General features: G+C 73.5%; 13 protein-coding genes. All 13 read right to left on the bottom strand.

Translation table 11 applies throughout. From position 1 onward, the window contains the following. Positions 1-5: 5 nt before the first annotated feature. The 13 genes from AB0J97_RS11790 to AB0J97_RS11730 all read right to left on the bottom strand — a co-directional run bounded on the left by AB0J97_RS11790 (position 6) and on the right by AB0J97_RS11730 (position 15,648). Positions 6-1,472 (bottom strand): hypothetical protein, encoded by a 1,467-nt coding sequence (locus AB0J97_RS11790; protein ID WP_364087305.1) that lies wholly within the window; start codon positions 1,470-1,472, stop codon positions 6-8. Continuing rightward, positions 1,456-3,306, bottom strand: a complete 1,851-nt coding sequence (locus AB0J97_RS11785; protein WP_364087303.1) for a hypothetical protein — start codon at positions 3,304-3,306, stop codon at positions 1,456-1,458. The genes AB0J97_RS11790 and AB0J97_RS11785 overlap by 17 nt, the downstream gene beginning before the upstream one ends. Before the next feature lie 203 nt (positions 3,307-3,509). Further along, positions 3,510-4,766, bottom strand: a complete 1,257-nt coding sequence (locus tag AB0J97_RS11780) for a hypothetical protein (protein WP_357707966.1) — start codon at positions 4,764-4,766, stop codon at positions 3,510-3,512. 26 nt (positions 4,767-4,792) lie between these two features. Beyond that, a complete protein-coding gene (locus AB0J97_RS11775; RefSeq protein WP_364087301.1) occupies positions 4,793-6,115 on the bottom strand; it encodes an MFS transporter in 1,323 nt (440 codons plus the stop codon). Next, on the bottom strand, positions 6,112-6,510 hold the full coding sequence (paaI, locus tag AB0J97_RS11770; RefSeq protein WP_364087298.1) for a hydroxyphenylacetyl-CoA thioesterase PaaI: 399 nt from the start codon (positions 6,508-6,510) through the stop codon (positions 6,112-6,114). The genes AB0J97_RS11775 and paaI overlap by 4 nt, the downstream gene beginning before the upstream one ends. Continuing rightward, positions 6,507-7,358: an SDR family NAD(P)-dependent oxidoreductase gene (locus AB0J97_RS11765; RefSeq protein ID WP_364087296.1), complete on the bottom strand. Its 852-nt coding sequence runs from the start codon at positions 7,356-7,358 to the stop codon at positions 6,507-6,509. The genes paaI and AB0J97_RS11765 overlap by 4 nt, the downstream gene beginning before the upstream one ends. After that, positions 7,355-8,611, bottom strand: a complete 1,257-nt coding sequence (locus AB0J97_RS11760) for an MFS transporter (RefSeq protein ID WP_364087294.1) — start codon at positions 8,609-8,611, stop codon at positions 7,355-7,357. The genes AB0J97_RS11765 and AB0J97_RS11760 overlap by 4 nt, the downstream gene beginning before the upstream one ends. Before the next feature lie 2 nt (positions 8,612-8,613). After that, positions 8,614-9,843 carry an AMP-binding protein gene (locus tag AB0J97_RS11755; RefSeq protein ID WP_364087292.1) on the bottom strand — a complete coding sequence of 410 codons (1,230 nt, stop codon included), beginning with the start codon at positions 9,841-9,843 and terminating at the stop codon, positions 8,614-8,616. 5 nt (positions 9,844-9,848) lie between these two features. Further along, complete coding sequence (locus tag AB0J97_RS11750) at positions 9,849-10,847, bottom strand: hypothetical protein (protein ID WP_357707958.1); 999 nt, start codon at positions 10,845-10,847, stop codon at positions 9,849-9,851. Next, positions 10,844-12,337, bottom strand: coding sequence for a lysine 2,3-aminomutase (locus AB0J97_RS11745; RefSeq protein WP_364087290.1), 1,494 nt, complete (start codon positions 12,335-12,337; stop codon positions 10,844-10,846). The genes AB0J97_RS11750 and AB0J97_RS11745 overlap by 4 nt, the downstream gene beginning before the upstream one ends. Continuing rightward, complete coding sequence (locus AB0J97_RS11740; protein WP_364087288.1) at positions 12,334-14,031, bottom strand: class I adenylate-forming enzyme family protein; 1,698 nt, start codon at positions 14,029-14,031, stop codon at positions 12,334-12,336. Before AB0J97_RS11740 ends, AB0J97_RS11745 begins: the two co-directional genes overlap by 4 nt. Continuing rightward, positions 14,024-15,427, bottom strand: coding sequence for an FAD-dependent oxidoreductase (locus tag AB0J97_RS11735; protein WP_364087286.1), 1,404 nt, complete (start codon positions 15,425-15,427; stop codon positions 14,024-14,026). Before AB0J97_RS11735 ends, AB0J97_RS11740 begins: the two co-directional genes overlap by 8 nt. After that, a complete protein-coding gene (locus AB0J97_RS11730) occupies positions 15,424-15,648 on the bottom strand; it encodes an acyl carrier protein (protein WP_357707953.1) in 225 nt (74 codons plus the stop codon). Before AB0J97_RS11730 ends, AB0J97_RS11735 begins: the two co-directional genes overlap by 4 nt. Positions 15,649-15,655: the final 7 nt, after the last annotated feature.

The raw sequence follows: 15,655 nt of genomic DNA, 5'->3' as shown, positions 1-15,655 counted from the left end.
GCGGCTCAGCTCCGGCCGGGGCCGCCGTCCGTCATCGTGATCCGGCCCGAGTACGCCGACGTGCCGTCCGGGTTGAGCTGGAGGATCGGGATCTCCTTGGTCTGGCGGGCGCCGCCTTCGACGATCCTGATCGGGCCGCTGGCGCCCTCCACCGCCACCGTGCCGCTGGTCAGCATGTTCGCCATGTCCTGCGGCGAGGGCACGTCCGGCTCCCGGGCGAACGCCTTGACCGTCTCCAGGGCCACGAACATGGCGTCGTGGTGCACGATGGCCATGCCGTCGCCCAGGCTCTCGTGCGGGAACACGCGCGGGAAGGCGTCGGGGTCGTCGCCGGCGAACCTGGCCCTGATCGCCGTGAGCACCTCGCCGCCGGGCAGGGTGAGGCCCGCCGGGTGGGCCAGGGCCGTGTAGAAGAGCCGGATCCTGGTGTCCCCCCACATGTTCAGGTCGGCCTTGCGGTTCATCTCGCTGGCGTCGTCGCCGGTGATCACGGTCATGCCGGGCCGGACGCACCGGTCGCGCTGGCTGAGCGCCTGCATCAGCGCGGGAAGCTGCTCGCTGCGCCCGGCGTACAGGACGGTGTTCGCGCCGGAGTTGCAGACCCGCTCGGCGATGACGTCCAGCACGGTGCCGGAGAACCGGGTCGAGGAGTCGAACGACAGCTCCATCACGCGTTCCCGGTCGGCCAGCGAGCCGGTGTAGAACCGGGCGAGGGTCTTGACGTAGCTGTCCGCCGGGTTGAGGTCCTTGATCACAACCGCCTTGAGCCCGGGGTTCACCTTCCTGGCGTGCACCACCCCGGCCCGGGCCTGTTCGCTGTTCAGCGCCGCGACGCGGGCCAGCCCGCGGACCCCGGTGAGCTCGTCGGAGGTGATCACCGCCGAGACCATCGCGTACCCGCTGCCGCTCAGGCTCTCCACCGTCCTGCGGGTCGTGCCGGTGCTGGCGCCCAGCCCGGTCACGGCCACGATGTGCTCGTCCGCGGTCCGGGCCTTGATCGCCTCGACCGTCGGCTCCCAGTCGTCCGGCCCGTCGCTGCCGACCAGCAGCCGCACGTACGGCGGCGAGGACGGCTGCCGGTTGCGCCACACCTGCGCCAGGTGGATGCCCTCCAGGCCGTGCCTGATGCTCTCCCTGTTCAGGCCGATGTCGGTGAGGGAGCCGGTCATCGGGAACATCGCCACGACGGTGACGTATGCGCCCGGGTGGTTCTTCTCCACCTCGGCGTTCTCCGCGGCGATGCGGTCCATGACCGGGGCCAGGTCGGGGCCGAAGGCGCCGCTCTCGTCGGTGAGCCTCGACGTCCTGACGGAGAACCCGAGGACGACGACGACCGCCACGACGAGCACGCCCGCCAGCGCTCTTCGCAGGAAGACGCGGTTGCGGCGGTCCCGCGCCCACTTCGCGCCGACCTCCGCGGGGGCCGGCTCGCCCGTCCCGGCCCTGCCGGGGTCGTCACCGTCGTCGCTCATACCTGTCGGCCTCCCGTAACAAGATCGCCGGACTGGTGGCGGACCTCCTGGCCAGGTCCCGCAACCCGCGCGCGACCTGCTCGGCCCGGCTCCCCGACGGGTCGAGCAGCGGGTCGAGCCAGAACCAGCGGTCCACGACCAGGGTCCTGACCACGACGAGCCAGTCCCCGCGCTCGCGCGGGCCGGCGGTCGCCACCAGGGAGTCGTACAGCTCGTCCAGAGGGGTGACCAGCGGCAGCCGGTTGGGGGCCGTGGTCACCTCGTTGAAGCCGGCGAGCCATTCCGGCAGGCGGCTCTGGCCGTCCTCGCGCACGTCGAGCCGGTCGAAGAGGCGGTGCAGGTGCCCGGCCACGTGGGTCAGGTGGCCTTCGGGGTCGTCCCGGCCGACGAGGGCCAGGCGGTGGTGCAGGCTGCGCGTGTTCTCCTCGCCTCCGGGGCCGAGGTGGAACCGTTCCAGGTCGCGGTGCACGTCGTCCCAGCGGCCGGTGACGGCCAGCCGGTGCAGCAGCAGCCGCCGCAGCCACGGGTGGATGACGGTGACCTGGGGGCCGCGCGTCCCTTCGTAGCGGCCGTGCGGGTCCCGTTCCTCCGGACGGCGGGCGAGCCAGAGCAGGTCGGCCAGCTCGTTGCGCAGGTTCGGCGCCCGGCCGGCCCGCTTGAGCAGGGCGCTCTCGGCGTCGTCCACGTTCCTGGCCGCCGCCCAGTCGGTGAGCTCGTCCAGGTGGGCCAGGTGCAGCCAGTCCGGCCAGCGCAGCAGGTCCTCCCGGCACACGACGGCGCGGAAGGCGTCGTCGTCCTGGGCCGTGGCGGCCAGCCTGCCCAGGCGCCGGGTCACCGCCGGATGGCCGCCGGTCAGCTCCTGGACGGCCGAGGCGTAGGCGCGCGACCTGTCGGCCGGCAGCGGCGGCATCAGCACCGGGTACCACCACGGCTGCTCGCGCGCGTCGTAGCCGTCCCGCCAGTCCCGGTAGCCCGCCTCGGCGAGCGTGGGCGGGTAGGCGGCGCCCGGGACGACCGTGCCGGGACGCGCCCACGAGCCGCCCATCGGCAGCCACTGCTTCGACTCCGCCACCACCAGCAGCGGGTCGGCGCCCTTGGCCGGGCCGAGCGCCTTGAGCAGGGCCCGGCCCGCCGCGGTCTCGGCCCCCTCCAGCAGCAGCAGGCAGCTCCGGGCGTGGCGGTGGCTCTTGGACCAGGAGTCGGTGAGGTCGGCGACGAGGGCCCGGCACAGGATCGACCCGGCGGACCCGGCCGGGTCTCCGGCGTGGCCGTCCCGGCGCCTGGCCAGGTCGATCACGTTGCCGTTGGCCATCTGGGCGGCCAGCCACGTCCTGCCCTTGCCGTTGAGCAGCCTGACCACGCGGCGGCGCTGGCCCCGGGCGGCGTACTGGAGCACCGAGGTGAGCACCGAGGTGAGGGCGGCCAGCGGCTCGGCCCCCGGGATGCGGCCGAGCAGGTCGCGCAGCAGGGCCAGGGCGTCGGACAGGCGTTCGGGGTCGCCGCCGTCCACGAGGTCGTCCAGTTCGCCGGTCAGCTCGTTGTCGGAACGGTCCCGCGGGTCCAGGGCGAGCACGTGCAGCGCGAAGACCACCCGGGGCAGCCTGACGCTGGAGGTCTCCATCAGGTCGTGGGCGATGCGCTCGACGGTCTTGACCACCGGCGCGTCGCGCAGCCCGGGCAGCCGGAAGTCCACCCGCACCCGGGGGGACTCCGGCCTGGTGACGCTCTTCCAGACGCGGGTCAGGCACACCTCACGGTCGGTGCCGTCCGGCCCGAGCAGCACGATGACCGGGAGCCGGTCGCCGCTCCCGAGCGGGAGACATTCCTTCGTCACCAGGCGAAGGTGAGCGTCGTCGAACGAATCCGCCATTGGAGCAACCTGCCGGGTCGTCGTCAGCTGGTGCGTACCCGAATGAGCATCAATGAGCACCACCCCGCGGACGCTCCTTTCCATCATAGAAACGAAGCGTCGAACGACGCGGAGAAATCCGCATTAATCCGGAACCTCCGGCCGAGGCCGGAGGTTCCGCACGGGGTTCAGGGATGCGGGCGTTCGTCCACCACCTGGAGCACCTTCCCGGTACGCGGGTGCGTCACCAGCTCCGACGGCCGCACCCATTCGACGGTCAGCGGGTGCACCAGCCCCTCGGCCACGGACTTCGGGTAGAGCGGCTTGGCCGCGTACACGGCGTCCACGAGCCGCTGGGTCAGGCCGGGCGGCGGCTCCTGCGCGCAGGCCAGGCGGAGCAGCAGGCCGTCCTTGCCGTCCCAGCGGCGCTGGACCATCTGCATCGCCGACATCGCCCGGTCCGGGTCGGCGGCGACGAGCACGGCCCGGACGGCCTCGCTGGACATCGCCACCGTCTCCACCCTGGCCCCCTCGGACGTCCGTCCGACCAGCCGGAACGCCCGGCACTCGGCGTCGGTCCACTCCCCCAGGTCGCCGACCGGGTAGCGGATGACCGGCATCAGCGTCCTGAACAGGTTGGTGACGACGACCCGGCCGCGCACCCCCGGCGTGCTGATCGGCTCGCCGGTCACCTCGTCGATCAGCTCCACCAGCGTGCGGTCGGGGAACGCCTCGTGCACCCGCACGTCCGCGCCCGCCACCGGCCCGCCGATCAGCCCGGCGTCCACCGAGGCGTAGCCGAGCGAGGCGATCGCCGCCCCGGGGAAGGCCTTGGCGAGCTGGGGACGCAGGTCGTCGAAGAGCAGGTCGCCGGCGAACAGCAGCAGCTCCACGGTGTCGGCGCTGCGCCCGCGCGCGATCACCGCCTCGGCCACCTTGCCGAGCTTCATCGGCGGCCCCGCCAGCACGTGGACGCCGAACAGCTCGATCAGGTCGGCGATGTAGCCGTCCGGGGCGTGGCAGGCGATGGGCAGGCGCACGTTCTCCACGGGGGCGTTGTGCAGGGCGTGCTCGATGTAGAGGAAGCCGCCGTACATCTCGCCGGCGGAGAACAGGTTCGCCACCCGGTGGCCGGGCCGCAGGCCCGCCTTCACCATGCCGGCGCCGAACGCGGTCACCGAGTCGGCGTGCTCGGAGCGCGTCCACGGGGAGAACTTGGGCGCTCCGGTGGTGCCGCCGGAGGCGTAGACGCCGGCGTCGGTGAGAGGGCCGGTCAGCAGCCGATTGTCGGGGTAGGTGTTGGCGGCCCAGAAGGCGTCCTGGTCGATGATCGGCAGCGCGGTGAGGTCGTCCACGCCGTCGGGCAGGTCGCGGTAGGTCTCGGCGTAGAACGGCGAGTGCCGCCGGGCGAAGTCGATCAGGTCACGCAGGGACTTGGCGGGCATGTGTCACTCCTTGGGGTCGTCGGTGCTCAGATTCGGCTGTGGGCAAGGCTGGGGACCCGCGCCAGCACCCTGCGGCGGTAGAACCACCAATTGGTGGCCAGAAAGACGGCGTAGGCGCCGATGAACACCTGGAGGGCGGGCGCGACGGAACCGGATCCGGCCAGCGAGACCGCGAAGCCGCGCGGGATGAGGAACCCGCCGAACGCGCCGATCGCCGAGGCGATGCCGATGGCCGCCGCGGCCTCGCGCCTCGCCCGCAGCCGCACGTCCGCCGACCCGTGCCGGGCCTGCGCGGTGAAGATGGCCGGGATCATCCGGTACGTGGACCCGTTCCCCGCCCCCGAGGCGACGAACAGCAGCAGGAACGCGCCCAGGAAGAGCGGGAAGCTGTGCCGTCCGAGCGCGGCCAGCGCGGCCACGGCCCCGGCGGCCATGACGACGAACGACCACGAGGTGACCCTGGCCCCGCCGTACCGGTCGGCCAGCCAGCCGCCGACCGGCCGCGCCAGCGACCCGGCCAGCGGCCCGATGAAGGCCAGGTACGGCGAGGCGGACTGCGCGAACACCGACTTGGCGACCAGCGGGAACGCCGCCGAGTATCCGATGAACGAGCCGAAGGTGCCGATGTAGAGGAAGGACATGACCCAGGTGTGCGGACGCAGGAACGCCCTGCCCTGGGTGCCGAAGCCGGTCCTGGCCACGGCCAGGTTGTCCATGAACAGGTACGCGCACAGTGCGGCGGCCACGATGAGCGGCGGCCACACCAGCCCCGCGTACGCCAGGCCGCCCGCCGCCACCAGCGGGATCAGCAGCTGCACGACCGCCACGCCCAGGTTCCCGCCGGCCGCGTTCACGCCCAGCGCGAACCCCTTGCGCCGTTCCGGGTAGAAGTAGGAGACGTTGGCCATGGAGGAGGCGAAGTTGCCGCCGCCGAGCCCGGCCGTGGCCGCGGCGACCAGGAACATCCAGTAGGGCCTGGCCGGATCGGTGACCAGCCAGGCCAGCAGCCCCGTCGGCGCCAGGAGCAGCAGGGCGCTGGCCACGTTCCAGTTGCGCCCGCCGAAGGCCGAGACCGCGAAGGTGTAGGGCAGCCGCAGCGTGCTGCCGACCAGGTTCGGCACCGCGACCAGCCAGAAGAGCTGGTCGACGGTGAACGGGAAGCCCGCCTTCGGCAGCAGGACGACGACGGCGCTCCACAGCAGCCACACCGCGAAGCCGAGATGCTCCACGAAGATGGAGAAGATCAGGTTCCTGGTGGCGACGCGGCGTCCGACGGCCGCCCAGAAGCCTGGGTCCTCGGGTTCCCAGTGCTCGATCCAACGCCCGGTTCGTCTGTTCTGCCCGGTCATGGCGCCTTCCTTTCGTCGGTGGGACGGCCGCCGACCACGACGCCGTGGCCGCGGAACTCGGCGACGATCTCGCCGGCGGGGCGGCGTACGGTGACGTCGTAGACGCCGTGCCGACCGTGTCTTGCCCGTTCCGTGGCCTCGGCCACCAGCACGTCGCCCGCCGCGGCCGGGCGCACGAACGTGACCTGGGCGCTATGGGCCAGCATGACCGGTCCGCGGCTGTTGCAGGCGTGGTCGAAGGCGGCGTCGGCGAGCAGGAACAGGTAGCCGCCGTGGGCGACGCCGTGCCCGTTCACCATGTCCTCGGTGACGCGCATGCGCAGCCGGGCCCGGCCTCCGGCCGCCTCCTCCAGGGCGATGCCGAGCGCCCGGCAGGCCGGGTCCGGGCCGGTCACGGCGCGGCTCCGATCCAGGTCCTGGCCATGATCCGGACGGCCGAGCCGTCGGGGTCGGCGAGTTTGCGGGCCACGTACTCCGACACCCAGGGGCTGGTCGGGATGCGGAAGGGCGGGTCGTCGGCGGTCAGCGCGTCCACGACGACGTCGGCCACCTGCCAGGAGGACTGGCCCGCGCCCTCCCAGCCGGGGCCGCACACCCAGTCGAGGTAGGCGTCGAACGTCGGGGCGTACGGACCGGAGGCGGCCCGGATCGTCTTCCTATTGATGTCAGGAAAAATCCCGAACTGGGTGTCGGAGACGAAGCCGGGCACGACCACGCTCACCCGCACCCCGTGCTCGGCCGCGACCGGCGCCAGGCTCTCCATGAACCCCTCGACCGCCGCCTTCGCCGCCGCGTACGCCTCGTTGAACGGCTGGCCCACGACGCCGTGCACGCTGCCGATCGTCACCAGACGGCCTCCGGCGGCCCGCAGCAGCGGCATCGCGAGCCGGCTGACCTCGACGACGCCGAAGAAGTTGACCTCGAAGTTGGCGCGCAGCGCCTCCGCCGTGGACATCTCCATCGTGGGGTCGAAGTTCGACACGCCCGCGTTGTTGACCAGCGCGTCCAGCCCGCCGTACGTCTCGCGCACGCCCCGCAGGCAGGCCCGCGCCGAGGCCGGGTCGGTGACGTCGAGGCGGCGGACGTCCAGGGTGACGCCGGCCCGATCGGCCGCCGCGCGCAGGTCGCCGTCCCGGCCGGGGTCGCGCATGGTGGCCACGACCGTCAGCCCGGCCCGCGCGGCGGCGACCGCGGTGGCCAGCCCGATCCCCGACGAGGTCCCCGTGATCAGCACTGTCGTCATGACGCGCTCCCCGCCAGGTGCGCCCGCGGCTCGGCCCGGTCCATCAGCGCCTGGATGCCCGAGGCGGGCAGGAACGAGAACGCCGCCAGCAGCGTGCCGCCGGCCATGACCGCCTGCGCCGCGCCGAGCACGCCCAGCGCGGGCGTCAGCAGGGTGACCGCCGACCCGCCCGCGAGCGCGGCCAGCGGGATCACCCCCCAGGTCGCCGTGCGGAACGCGGCGTGCATCACGCCCTGGTTCTCGGCGGCCATCCGCGACTGCCGGATCGGCGCGCTGCACACGTTGATGCACGACATGAAGAAGCCGTAGCAGCCGAACGTCACGCCGATCACCGGCGCGGCGGGCAGCGCGGGCGCGGCCAGCACGCCGAGGCCGACCAGGCAGTGCAGCAGGAGCGCCCACGCCATGGTCCGGCCGAGGCCGAGCCGGTCGCTGATCCTCGGGGCGACCAGCGCGCCGAGCACCGCGCCGACGGCCGCCGCCGACATCGCCGCGCCGAACACGCCCACCGAGACGCCGAGCCCCTGGTAGGCCAGCACCGGCAGGACCGTGACGAAGATCGGCCCGCCCGAGTTGAGCACCACCGCGGCCAGCACCACCCGCCGCAGCACCGGATCGGCCCAGTTCAGCCGGAACCCGAGCATCAGCCGCGAGCGCACCGGCACCCGCTCCCCGGTCGTGACGCCCCACGGCTTCATGGCCCGCAGGCACGCCGCCGAGACCAGGTAGGTGGCCGCGTCCACGAGCAGCGAGGCCACGCCGAGCAGGTGGTAGAGGCCGGCCGCGATCGACGGCCCGGCCACCTCCGACACCGTGCTGCTGCCCTCCAGCCGCGAGTACGCCCGCACCAGCCGGTCCTGCGGCACGGTCGTGGGCACGGCGACGAGGTAGCCGATGTTGAAGAAGATGGTCGCGCCGCTGATCAGCGCCACGCACACGAACAGCACCGGCGTCGAGAGCACCCCGCACCAGTACGCGACCGGCATGGCCCCCACCGCCACCAGCCGGACGAGGTCGCACACGACCATGGTCAGCCGCTTGTCCCACCGGTCCACCAGCACCCCGGCGATCGGCCCCAGCAGCGGGATGCCCAGGTACTGGGCCATGGCCACGATGCCCACCTCCAGCGCGGAGGCGTGCAGTACGAAGATCATCAGCGTCGGGACGACGAACACGGTGATCCGGTCGCCGAGCAGGCTCACCGTCTGGCCGCTCCAGTAGAGGCCGAACTCCCTGCCGAGCGACCCCGGCATCCTCACTGCTCCTCCCGGACGACGAAGGACGAGGTCTTGCCGGTGCGGTCGTTGCCGATCAGCGCGTCCACCGCCCGTACGCGGAAGGAGCCGGGATCGTGCTGGAAGGCGGTGCTGAGGGTGAAGGTGGCGGCCAGGAGGTCGCGGCGCAGCCGTTCGGGCAGGTCGGGCGGGGCGTCCGGGCCGGTCAGCAGCAGCACGTCCACGCCGGAGACCCGGCCGCGCCGCTCGGTGACCAGGACCTGGGCCCGCAGCACGCCGGGCTCGCGCTCGGCCTGGCCGACGACGTCGTCCACGTGCAGGCCGAGGCCGCGTACCTGGACGACCGAGTCGCGGCGGCCCAGGATGCGCAGCGCCCTGCCGTCCCGGCCGCACGGGCAGGCGACGAAGCGGCCGGCGTCGCCGGTGCGGTAGCGCAGCACCGGGTTGAGCATGTCCGGGTCGAGCGTGGTGAAGTCCAGCAGCTCGTCGGCGTCGCTGTGGACGAGCTGGTCAGGCAGCGGGTGGAAGACGTCGGCCGGGCAGTCCGGGGTGTTGGTGGCCGCGACCCAGGTCTCGGTGCTGCCGAACATGCCCCAGCGGCGGGCGTCCGGGGCGACCTCGGCCAGGTCCTCGTCGAGCTGCGGATGCCACGCCTCGCCCAGCCAGAGCACCTTGCGCAGGGCGGGCAGGCGCAGCCCGGCGGCCCGCGCGTGGGCGAACCACAACCGCAGCACGCTGGGCGTGCCGCCGAACGCGGTCACCTTCCGGTCGGCGAAGAAGCCGAGCCAGTCGCCGTACTCGTCCTTGCCGACCGAGCCCAGGGCGATGACCCGGCAGCCGGACAGGTCGGCGAAGGCGGCGGCCAGGAAGTGGGCACCCCACATGCGGCCGGCGCCCCAGGCGTTGACGAAGACGTCGTCCGGTTCCAGGGGCCGCCACTCGCGGTGCACGCCCGCCATGTAGAAGCCGGTGGGGGCGTAGCCGACCTTGGGCGCGCCGGTGCTGCCGCCGCTCTGGAAGAGCCAGGTCGCGCCCTGCGCGGCCTTGGGCTCCAGGTGGGCGAGGGCGACGTTGAGGTCGTCCTTGACCAGCGGGGGCAGGGCGGCCAGGTCCTCCAGCGTGAGCACCTTGCCGTGGCCCTCGTAGCGCGGCGCGAGCGCGGGCACGCTCCTCAGCCGCTCCAGCGAGCGCCTCGGGACGCTCAGGCGCGGCTCTGCCGCCTCGGGCGTCAGCGAGAACGATTCGGTCATGGGGGTCACCAGCTCTCGGGTTCGTGCGGGAGGCGTTCTTTGAGGAAGCGGGCGTGGCCGTCGCGGTAGGCCGTCCAGCGGGCCCGGGTGACGTCGCGCTGGAGGGTGCGGGCGGGGTCGCCCAGGTCGGGGGCGATCACGCCGTCGGGCTCCAGCTCGGAGAACCAGTAGCGCTCGCCGTCGTGGAGGAAGTCGACGCAGAAGAACGGGATGGGCACCCGCTCGTAGAAGTACGCCGTGGCCGCCGCCAGCTCCGGCGGCACGGGCGGGAACTCCATCGTGCCGCCCCTGCTGGCGTTGGCGACCGGTGAGCCCGGCTCGGGGATGCGCTTCATGACGGCGTACGGCTCGCCGTCCACGACGTAGACGCGGTAGTCCACGGTGCCGTCGCCCAGGTACGGCTGGACCACGAGCGTGGTGTCGCCGCCCTGGGCGAGGCTGGCCAGGCCGCGCAGCTCCTCGGAGTCGCGGGCCAGGTTCACCCCGCCGCCGCCGCACCAGCCGGCGGGCTTGACCAGGGCCGGGTAGGTGAGGCCGGCGATCGCGGCCTCGTACAGGTGCTTGCTGGTGTCCCGGCCGGTGCCGATGCGCAGGGTCGGGATCGGCGGCACGGGCGAGTCCCGCAGCCGCAGGACGGTGGCCAGCTTGTCGTTGGCCACCGGCGACAGGGACGGCGGGAACGGCAGGTAGAAGCCGGCCTCCTCCAGCACCGCGTAGAGGGCGTACTGGTTGAAGACGTCCATGGACTGGTAGGGCAGGGAGTACAGGGCGGTGATGAAGAGCGTGTCCTCGGGGGTGACCGGCTCGTCGTCCACGTAGACGCGGGGGTTGCCGGGGTCCAGCGCGTCCACGGTGACCGAGTCCGGGGAGTTCCTGGTCCAGCGCAGGCCGAGCTCGGCGGCCACGTCCTCGTACAGGTCCCAGAAGAACGGGTGCCACATCGCGGTGGCCCGGGTGGACTCCCGGTCGGGGAAGATCCAGCACATGCGGCGCAACGGGGTCATGACTCTCCCTTCTGGCTCGTCCACCAGCGGCGGCCGGGCTCGGGCAGGGTGTCGATCGGGTCGTAGAAGGGGAAGCGGCGCTCAGGGCCGGGCGGCTCCAGCCCGATCCCGTGACTCCTGGTCCAGTACGAGACGCCGCGTTCCCGGTCGTAGGCGGCGGCCTGGTGCACCCAGCGCTTGCCGACGTAGGGCACGTCGCACACGATCCGGGGCGTGGCGTAGCCGGGCAGGTGGCCCATGATGGCCTCCTGGAGGCTGCGTGCCTGGTGGAGGGGGGTGCGCCAGTGCTCGGCGTTGGGGATCAGGTCGCAGACGTAGAAGTAGTAGGGCAGGATGCCGGCCTCGCCGTGCAGGGCGAAGCACAGGTCGAGCAGGTCGTGCGGGGTGGCGTTCACGCCGCGCATGAGCACGCCCTGGTTGCGCACGTCCCGTACGCCGGCCGCCAGCAGGGCCCCGGCCGCCTCGGCGACCAGCGGCGTCACCGAACGCGCGTGGTTGGCGTGGGTGTGCACGGCCAGGTTCACCCCGCGGGCGCGGGCCACGGCGGCCACCCGGCCCACGCCCTCGACCACGGCCGGCTGGAGCCAGTGCTGCGGCAGCCCGACCAGCGCCTTGGTGGCCAGCCGGATGTCGCGCACGGACTCCAGCTCCAGGAGCCGCAGCAGGAACGCCTCCAGCCGCGGCCACGGCATGTTGGCCAGGTCGCCGCCGGAGACCACCACGTCCCGGACGGCGGGCGTGCGTTTGAGGTAGTCCAGCATCAGCTCCTGCCGGTCCACCGGCCTGAGCGCGAGCCTGGCCTTGACGACCTGCGGCGTGGACGTGCCGACCAGGTCCATCCGGGTGCAGTGACCGCAGTACTGCGGGCACGTGGCCAGCAGCTCGGCCAGCACCTTCGTCGGGTAGCGGTGGGTCAGGCCCTCCACCGCCCACATCTCGGCCTCGTGCAGCGAGTCGCGCTGGGCCCGCGGATGGCTCGGCCAGACCGGGTGCCGGTCGGAGGCGACCGGCAGCAGGTAGCGGCGGACCGGGTTGGCCAGGAACGCCGCCGTGAACGCGGCCGGGTCCTCCGGCTCGTCCGGCGCCATGACGTTGAGGAGCTGGGGCGTGACCAGTATGGACATGGTGGCGAAGCGGGCCACGTCGGCGGCCAGGTCGGCGAGGAAGGCCTCCTGGAGCAGGTCGCCGGTCACGGCGCGCAGCTGCGCCGCGTTCCGCACGCAGTGGGCGCGCTGCCACTGGGCGTCGCGCCACTGCGCCTCGGTGACCTCCCGCCAGCCCGGCAGCCGCCGCCAGTCGGGCTCGGCGAGCGCCCGCCGCGCGTACACGAAGGGGCGGACGCCGCCGGACTCGGCGGTCCCGGGCCCCGCGGCGCCGGACCGGGCACTGGCGGGCCCCGCGGCGTCGGACCGGGCGGTTCCGGTGTCGGCTGAGCGGGCGGTTCCGGTGGCGGCGACGGGGTGGCGGGGGGTGTCGTCGTGTGGGCTCATCCGGCGAACAGCGCCGCGTGCCGGGTGCGGAGCTCACGCTTGAGCACCTTGCCTGTGGGGCCGAGCGGGTAGTCCTGTTCGGTGCGCGCCAGGACCACGGCGGCCAGCGTGGCCAGGCCCGCGTCGGCCAGCGCCTTGTTGGCCTTCTCCCTGACCTCCTCGGCGGTGACGGCGGCGGCCTCGGCCTGCGTCCGTACGACGGCGATCGGCACCTGGCCCTCGGGCCCCGGCACGCCGACGACCGAGCAGTCCTGGACGAGGTCCGCGCAGTCGGCGATCAGCACCTCCTCGACGGGCAGGCTGTAGACCGGCCCGGCCGCGGTGTCGATCACGTCCACGGTGCGGTCGAGGTGGTAGAAGTTGCCCTCGGCGTCCCGGCGGGCGACGTCGCCGGTGAGCCAGAAGCCGTTGAGCTCGAAGCTGCCGGTCAGCCTCTGGTCGTTCCAGTAGCCGGGGGTGCGCGACGGAGTGATCACGCCCAGCAGGCCGACCTCGCCGTCGGGCAGCTCCCGGCCGTTCTCGTCGAGCACGGCGGCCTTGATCACCGCGTCCTGGGGCTTGCCGACGCAGCGGTCGGCGCGCGGCGTCTCGGGGGAGGTGACCTGGCCGAACAGCGCCATGCCCATCTCCGAGGAGCCGAGCCCGTCCACGAACTGGGAGCCGGGCAGCGGCTCGCCGGCGGCCTCGCCGCGCGGCAGCAGCCACGACCTGATCAGCCCCGCGGGCCGCTCGCCGAGCGTGACGAGCCGCCGGATGTGGCCGTAGTGGGCGCTGTCGCCGGTGTTGAACCAGGAGTGCACCCTGGCCGCGCCCCTGACCGGCAGCTCGCCGGTCGCCAGCTCCACGAACGTGCGCGGGAACGAGGCCACCATCGTCGGCTGGAACGCCTCCATCACCGGCTCCACGCCGGCGCGCCGCCAGTCCGACATGATCACGGTCGGCAGCCCGAGCAGGACCGCGGTGAGGAAGTAGCTGAGCCCGCCCGCGTGCGTGTGCGGCATGAGCGACATCAGCCGGTCGTACGGCTCCGCCGGGAAGCGCACCATCCGGAGCTGTTTGCCGTCCCAGAAGCTGCGATGCCCGAGGATGGTGGACTTGGGCGTGCCGGTGGTGCCCGAGGAGTGGATGAGCGCCACCACGTCGTCCGGTTCATGCCGGTACGGGTACTGCTCCGGCAGGCCGCCCGACGCCGCGTCGTGGGCGCGCACCTCGGCGGCCAGGGCGAGAAACCTGGGCCGGGCCCGGGGCGTGTTGCGGTAGGCGAGCTGCAGCCTGGTCGTGTCGTCGGCGACGACGCCGACCACGCCGACGTGCTCCAGGTAGCCGGCCATGACGTCGGCCCGCATGGCGTCGTTGACCATCGCCGGGATTGCGCCGAGCGCGGTGAGCGCCAGGAAGTGCAGCAGCGGCTCCAGCCCCTCGGCCACGACGACGCCCACGGGCTCGCCGGGCCGCACGCCGTTGGCGTGGTACCAGGTGGCGTACCGGTCGCGCAGGGCCGCGAGGTCGGTCAGGCTGTGGCCGCGTAACACGACCTGGCCGCGGTGGTCGGTGTGGTGGCTGTGGACGAACGGCACCGCGCGGTTGGGGTTGGCCGCGAGGGCGTGGTCGAGGAAGTTGCCCGCGCCGAGGCCGGGTTCGGTCATGAAGCCCTCCCGTACGGCCAGGGGGGCGATCGGGGTCCGGTCAGTCATGGATGTGCCTCCAGGTCGCGTCGATCTCCGCGGCCACCCGGTGTCCTGAGCGGATGGCGCCTTCCATCAGGCCGAAGAACTCGGTGCTCGTCTCGGTGCCGGCCCAGTGCACCCGCTGGTGGGGGGTGGTCAGGCGCGGGCCGAGCCGGAGCCAGTCGCCCGGCCCGAACAGCGCCGCGTAGCAGCCCCGGCTGTAGTCGTCGCCGAGCCAGTCGGTCACGTGGCAGGCGTCCGGGGCGGGCAGCCCGGGGAACAGCCGCGCGACCTGGGCCCGCGCCCGCCCGGCCTGCTCGCGCGGGGGCAGCGCGGCGAACGCCTTGGCCTGCGCGCCGGTCACGAACCCGGTCAGCACGCCCGCCGAGCCGCCCGCGGGCGAGTCGTCCACGGTGGACAGCAGGGGGCCCTCCGCGCTGACCGACCAGCCCGAAAGGCCCTGCTCGCGCCAGAGCGGCGCGGGGTAGACCAGGTGCACCTTCACCGCGCAGCCGGGCGCCGTACGGGGGCCCGACCGCGGCGCGGGCAGGCCCGGCCGGAACTCCATGGCGTCGGCGAGCGACGGCGGCACGGCGACCACCACCGCGTCCGCCCTGGCCGAGCCGGTCGCGGTGACGACGTCCACGCCGGAGTCGTCCTGGTGGACCGCGCGCACCGGCTCGCCGAGGCGCACCCGGTCGCCGAGCCGGGCGGCCAGGCGCAGGCACACCTGGTGGGCGCCGCCGTCGATCCGGTCCTCCTGCGCGCCGCCCGCGAAGGCGTTCAGGTAGCGCAGCCCGCCGCCCGAGCGCAGGTAGAAGGCCAGGTGCAGGACGGACACGTCCGCCGGGTCCGCGGCCATCATCTCGCCGGCGAACAGCGGGAAGAACAACCGCGCGTCCGGATGCGTCAGGTGTGCCTCGGCCCAGTCGGCCGCCGTGGTGGCGTCCAGGCGGGCGGCGTCCGGGGTCAGCCAGGGCGCGTCGGGGCGGACGGCGGCGGCCAGTTCCTCCAGCGCGTCGAACAGGCCGCCCAGCGCGACCGCCGACAGAGGCGGGAAGCGGCCGGTCACCGGCTCGCCGCCGAGCGCGAACCTGGCCGCGCCGCCCACGGTGGCCGGGGTGGTCTTCAGGTCCAGCTCGGCCAGCAGGGCCGTCAGCGCGGTGTGCCGCTCCCCCAGGTACGCCGCGCCCGCGTCGGCCCAGCCGCCGGGGGCGACCTCGATGCCGTGCGTACGGCCGCCGACGCGGTCCCTGGCCTCGATCACGGTGACCTCGGCGCCGGACGCGGCCAGGTCGGCGGCGGCGGTGAGCCCGGCCAGGCCCGCGCCCACGACGACGACCTTCAAGCCCGGCGCCTTGACGCCCGCCTCCCTCAAGCCCGGCGCCTTGACGCCCGGGGCCCTCGTGCCCGGCTCGCTCATGCCAGGCTCGCGATCTTCTTGGCCAGGGCGGCCGGGGTGGGCGCGTCGAGGAAGTCGTCGAAGTCGAGCTCGGCGCCGCAGTCGCGGGCGATCGCGCTCAGGACGCGGGTGGCGAGCAGCGAATCCCCACCCAAGACGAAAAAGTCGGAATCATCCGTTATTTCGGGGTTTTCCAGTACCCGCCGGAAGATGTCAGAGACGGCGGTGACGTCCACGTACATGATCTCC

The sequence above is a fragment of the Nonomuraea sp. NPDC049607 genome (genome assembly GCF_040675375.1).
GTDB lineage: Bacteria > Actinomycetota > Actinomycetes > Streptosporangiales > Streptosporangiaceae > Nonomuraea.
Note: the sequence above shows the minus strand (reverse complement) of the source record. Positions and strands in the feature narration are given on the sequence as shown.

Coding starts and splice junctions, on each gene's coding strand:
- AB0J97_RS11790 (WP_364087305.1), bottom strand. CDS start 1,472: ATGAGCGACGACGGTGACGACCCCGGCAGGGCCGGGACGGGCGAGCCG.
- AB0J97_RS11760 (WP_364087294.1), bottom strand. CDS start 8,611: ATGCCGGGGTCGCTCGGCAGGGAGTTCGGCCTCTACTGGAGCGGCCAG.
- AB0J97_RS11750 (WP_357707958.1), bottom strand. CDS start 10,847: ATGACCCCGTTGCGCCGCATGTGCTGGATCTTCCCCGACCGGGAGTCC.
- AB0J97_RS11730 (WP_357707953.1), bottom strand. CDS start 15,648: ATGTACGTGGACGTCACCGCCGTCTCTGACATCTTCCGGCGGGTACTG.
- AB0J97_RS11765 (WP_364087296.1), bottom strand. CDS start 7,358: ATGACGACAGTGCTGATCACGGGGACCTCGTCGGGGATCGGGCTGGCC.
- AB0J97_RS11755 (WP_364087292.1), bottom strand. CDS start 9,843: ATGACCGAATCGTTCTCGCTGACGCCCGAGGCGGCAGAGCCGCGCCTG.
- AB0J97_RS11775 (WP_364087301.1), bottom strand. CDS start 6,115: ATGACCGGGCAGAACAGACGAACCGGGCGTTGGATCGAGCACTGGGAA.
- AB0J97_RS11735 (WP_364087286.1), bottom strand. CDS start 15,427: ATGAGCGAGCCGGGCACGAGGGCCCCGGGCGTCAAGGCGCCGGGCTTG.
- AB0J97_RS11780 (WP_357707966.1), bottom strand. CDS start 4,766: ATGCCCGCCAAGTCCCTGCGTGACCTGATCGACTTCGCCCGGCGGCAC.
- AB0J97_RS11745 (WP_364087290.1), bottom strand. CDS start 12,337: ATGAGCCCACACGACGACACCCCCCGCCACCCCGTCGCCGCCACCGGA.
- AB0J97_RS11740 (WP_364087288.1), bottom strand. CDS start 14,031: ATGACTGACCGGACCCCGATCGCCCCCCTGGCCGTACGGGAGGGCTTC.